At 62.7% G+C, this 3,214-nt stretch carries 6 protein-coding genes; 3 read left to right on the forward strand and 3 right to left on the reverse strand.

Annotation, left to right across the window (positions count from 1 at the left end):
• On the forward strand, nt 1-465 hold a 465-nt coding region (locus A5747_RS23985), incomplete at its 5' end, for an HNH endonuclease signature motif containing protein (RefSeq protein WP_142245718.1).
• A 188-nt stretch (nt 466-653) separates the two neighbouring features.
• Here the strand turns inward: A5747_RS23985 and A5747_RS23990 are convergent.
• From A5747_RS23990 to A5747_RS24000, 3 genes are all read right to left on the reverse strand, one after another.
• On the reverse strand, nt 654-1,244 hold the full coding sequence (locus A5747_RS23990) for a dihydrofolate reductase family protein (protein WP_076128946.1): 591 nt from the start codon (nt 1,242-1,244) through the stop codon (nt 654-656).
• Nucleotides 1,245-1,321: 77 nt separating this feature from the next.
• A complete protein-coding gene (locus A5747_RS23995) occupies nt 1,322-1,855 on the reverse strand; it encodes a DinB family protein (RefSeq protein WP_198938252.1) in 534 nt (177 codons plus the stop codon).
• 46 nt (nt 1,856-1,901) lie between these two features.
• On the reverse strand, nt 1,902-2,336 hold the full coding sequence (locus A5747_RS24000) for an ArsI/CadI family heavy metal resistance metalloenzyme (protein WP_076128948.1): 435 nt from the start codon (nt 2,334-2,336) through the stop codon (nt 1,902-1,904).
• Between the two features lie 99 nt (nt 2,337-2,435).
• On the opposite strand from A5747_RS24000, the gene A5747_RS24005 reads away from it, so the two are divergent.
• Together A5747_RS24005 and A5747_RS24010 are read left to right on the forward strand one after the other, a co-directional pair.
• Nucleotides 2,436-2,795, forward strand: a complete 360-nt coding sequence (locus A5747_RS24005) for an Rv2640c family ArsR-like transcriptional regulator (protein ID WP_076128951.1) — start codon at nt 2,436-2,438, stop codon at nt 2,793-2,795.
• Nucleotides 2,796-2,871: 76 nt separating this feature from the next.
• Nucleotides 2,872-3,214, forward strand: a 343-nt coding sequence (locus tag A5747_RS24010; RefSeq protein WP_198938253.1) for a BatA domain-containing protein, incomplete at its 3' end; no start/stop codon positions are given.

Consider the following 3,214-nt stretch of genomic DNA (forward strand, 5'->3'; position numbering starts at 1 on the left):
CGCCAATACCTGTCCTGTGATGCCACCTGTGAGGTGTGGTTGGAACGCGACGGTCAGCTCATCGGCGCCGGGCGCTCGACTCGGCTGATCAACCGCCGGCTTCGCCGTGCGCTCGAGCACCGCGACCGCGCGTGCGTGGTTCCTGGCTGCGGGGCCAGCCGGGGTCTGCACGCTCATCACATCCGCCACTGGGAAGACGGCGGGCCCACCGAGCTGGCCAACCTGGTACTGGTCTGCCCCTACCATCACCGGCTACACCATCGTGGGGTCATCACCATCACCGGACCCGCCGATGATCTCACCGTCACCGACGACACCGGCCGATTACTAAGCCCGGGATCGCTGGCGCGCCCACCAACGCAACCCCCGCCCGCCGTCCCGCCGTGTCCCGGGCCTCTCGGCGAACGCGCCGACTGGTGGTGGTATGACCCCTTCCAACCCCAACCACCACCCACAAACAACTAAACTGGTTCACGCATTGCGGCGAACCTGAAATATATTGGCGCGTAGAGACTTTCGTTGCAGCGCTGCCAGGAATCATGTCCTCGCGCTTACCTGGCTGCGCGCGGTACAAGCGCGGGTGTATCTCAGAAATTCTTCGGCCAATCGCGAGTCGCCGGAGAGCGGCTATCTCGTCTCCATGTCGTCGGGCCCTAGCGCACTAAGACGTGCAGGGTGGGCCGGTAGATGAGTTCTTGGATGTTGCCGTCGAGCGTTCGGCTCTCGATCAGCTCGAGGTCGAAGTCGGCCGCACCCTGGAAGATCGGGCCGTCGCCGGTCTGACCGGTGATCACCGGGAACAGCGTCACCTGGACACGGTCGACCAAGCCGGCGGCCATCAACGCTCGGTTCATCGACAGGCTGCCGTGCGAGCGCAACGGCACCTCTGATTCCTCCTTGAGCCGGGCCACGACGTCGACGGCGTCGCCGCGCACGACGGTCGCGTCAGGCCAGTCGAGGGGCCCGTCCAGGGAGGTCGACACCACCGTCGCCGGCAGGTACCTCATCCGGGTGACCCACGGGTCGTGCACCTCGGACTCCTCGGTGCTCTCGGCCAGCATTTGCGCGAATAGCCGATATGTGTTGGCGCCCATGATCATTCGCTGCTTCTCCTCGTACAGGGCGAGGCGGCGGTCGAGCAGTTCGGGTCCCTGCTTGCCCCAGTAGCCGCCCCAGTCGCCGCCGCTGACGCCGCCGAAGCCGTCGAGGCTGGAAAAGACGTCGAAGGTGTAGGTGGCGGTCATGATGATCTCCTCGGGTGCGGTTGACGACCTGTTGGGGATACAGACCGCAAACCGTGGCGAAACTCATCGCCGGACTTTCAGGCCAGCTTTGTCAGCGTTAGCTGTTGCCGATGATGGTCATAGTGCTGACCGGGGTAGCGGTAGAGATCTTCCAGCGTCATGTAGTCGCGGAAGTAGGGATCCCAGTCCTTCGGATAGTGCATGCCGCGCCTGAAGGCGTCCTCGGGTGCTCGACGAAGCGAGCGTTGCAGCGAGTCGATCACGTGGTCCAGCTTGGCGCCCATACGCTTTCGGTTGTAGAAGCTCGCAGCGAAACGCGATCCGTAGAAGTTGACCCCATCGAATGCCGGTGTGACGGCATTGAGCAATCGCGCATAGCCGCGACTAACGGAGTCGGGGAGCCGGTCGAACAAGCGCACCAGCAACAGGAGGCGTTGCACAACCATGTATCCGAACACCATATGAAACAACAGTTCTTCGTTGTTCCACCTAGTGCCTCTGGTCGGTTTGGTCCAGTCATCGTCATCGGTCATCTCGATGAGGCGCTGGAAATCGATGCGTGCTCGGTCGAGGTCGGCGGCGATAGCTGCGCGATCTATTAGTTGCGTCATCCTCTGCCTCAGGGGTGAAGCGATCAATGCCATCGTCCCGCATCGCTCACGGCGTGCCGCCGTTGCACGCGCAGGTCTCGGCTTCTGCGGCAGCGGGGCCGGATGCGCCGAATGTCTCGGCGTCGGCCAGCTTGGTGTAGACCTCCCATTTCTCACCGTCTGGCCCGGTGACCCACACTTTGTCTTGGGTGGCAAAACAACAGGTGGTGTTCATCTCCTCCTCCGTGAACAGACCGGCTCCGCTCAGGCGGACGATCTCCGCACCCACGGTCTCGCTGGACTCGACCTCGACGCCGAGGTGGTTGAGCGAGCCGCCTTTGCCGGGGTTCTGGATCAGGACCAGCTTGAGCGGGGGTTCAGCCACGGCAAAGTTGGCGTAGCCGGGCTTGCGTTTGGCTGGCTCGGTGTTAAACAGCTTGGAGTAGAACGTGATTGCCTCATCCAGGTCATCGACGTTGAGGGCCAATTGAACGCGGGACATGTCAGGAACCTCCGACTTCTGAGACATATATCGAACTAGTGCCAGAGCCCAGCCTGCCACCTTTTCGATATATGTCAAACTTTATGGCAGTATGGGGTGATGCCCAAAGCGTTGCCGGTGATCGACGCGAGTGCGCCGGTCTGTTGCGCCCCGGTGGCCTCAGGTCCAATGAGCGATGAGGACGCGTTGCAGGTCGCGTTGCGTCTCAAGGCCCTGGCAGATCCGGTGCGGGTCAAGATTGTGTCGTATCTGTTCAGTTCCCCCGCAGGAGAGGAGATCTCGGGGGAGCTCGCGGTCGCGTTGGGACTTAGCGAGTCCACGGTCAGCCATCACCTGAGTCAGCTCCGTAAGGCGGGACTCATAGCCTCGGATCGGCGCGGGATGAACGTGTTTCATCGGGTCCGTCCGGACGCGATGCAAGCGTTGTGTGCCGCGTTGGACCCAGACTGTTGCTCCTAGCGAAGTCGGTCAGGTATTTAAGTACGCGACGCCGCGACTGTGCACCGTCAGCGTTTGACGAATACTGTGGCTGAACATGAAGTTGCCGCTGTTGGGCCCGGTATCGCTGACGGGCTTCCAGCACGCCTGGTTCTTCCTGTTCCTGCTGGCCGTGCTGTTGGTGATAGGGATCTATGTCGTCCAGCAATTCGCCCGCCGCCGGCGGGTGCTGCGCTTCGCCAACATGGACGTGTTGGAGCGCGTCGCGCCGCGTCACCCCGGCCGGTGGCGGCACCTGCCCACGATCCTGCTCGCCACATCACTGGTGTTGCTCACCACGGCGATGGCCGGGCCGACGTCCAATGTCCGGATCCCGCTCAACCGCGCCGTCGTCATGCTGGTGATCGACGTCTCGGAATCCATGGCTTCCACCGACGTCG

The organism is Mycobacterium sp. IS-836 (genome assembly GCF_001954275.1).
Lineage (GTDB): Bacteria > Actinomycetota > Actinomycetes > Mycobacteriales > Mycobacteriaceae > Mycobacterium.

What these genes read in the sequence shown, in the direction of transcription:
- A5747_RS23990 (WP_076128946.1), bottom strand. Translation starts at nt 1,244, where the DNA reads ATGACCGCCACCTACACCTTCGACGTCTTTTCCAGCCTCGACGGCTTC.
- A5747_RS23995 (WP_198938252.1), bottom strand. Translation starts at nt 1,855, where the DNA reads ATGACGCAACTAATAGATCGCGCAGCTATCGCCGCCGACCTCGACCGA.
- A5747_RS24000 (WP_076128948.1), bottom strand. Translation starts at nt 2,336, where the DNA reads ATGTCCCGCGTTCAATTGGCCCTCAACGTCGATGACCTGGATGAGGCA.
- A5747_RS24005 (WP_076128951.1), top strand. Translation starts at nt 2,436, where the DNA reads ATGCCCAAAGCGTTGCCGGTGATCGACGCGAGTGCGCCGGTCTGTTGC.